This is a genomic window from Pseudomonas sp. URMO17WK12:I11, from assembly GCF_007677725.1.
Taxonomy (GTDB): Bacteria; Pseudomonadota; Gammaproteobacteria; order Pseudomonadales; family Pseudomonadaceae; genus Aquipseudomonas.
The window spans coordinates 1-224 of the sequence record NZ_VEDF01000074.1; the positions used below are offsets into that span (position 1 = coordinate 1).

The 224-nt window shown below is 63.8% G+C and carries 1 protein-coding gene; it reads left to right on the forward strand.

Features of this window, described 5'->3' with window-relative positions; genetic code table 11:
* Positions 1–224, forward strand: a 224-nt coding sequence (locus FS665_RS23270) for an AMP-binding protein (RefSeq protein WP_145193680.1), incomplete at both ends; no start/stop codon positions are given.

Sequence of the window (224 nt, forward strand, 5' to 3'; positions counted from 1 at the left end):
GGCGTGGTCAACCGCCTGCTGTGGATGCAGGACGCCTACGGCTTGAACAGCACTGACGGGGTCCTGCAAAAGACCCCGTTCAGCTTCGATGTCTCGGTGTGGGAATTCCTCTGGCCCCTGCAAACCGGCGCGCGCTTGGTCATGGCCCGTCCTGGCGGCCACCGCGACCCCGAGTACCTGCGTCAAGTCATCGAGCACGAAGCCATCACCACGCTGCACTTCGT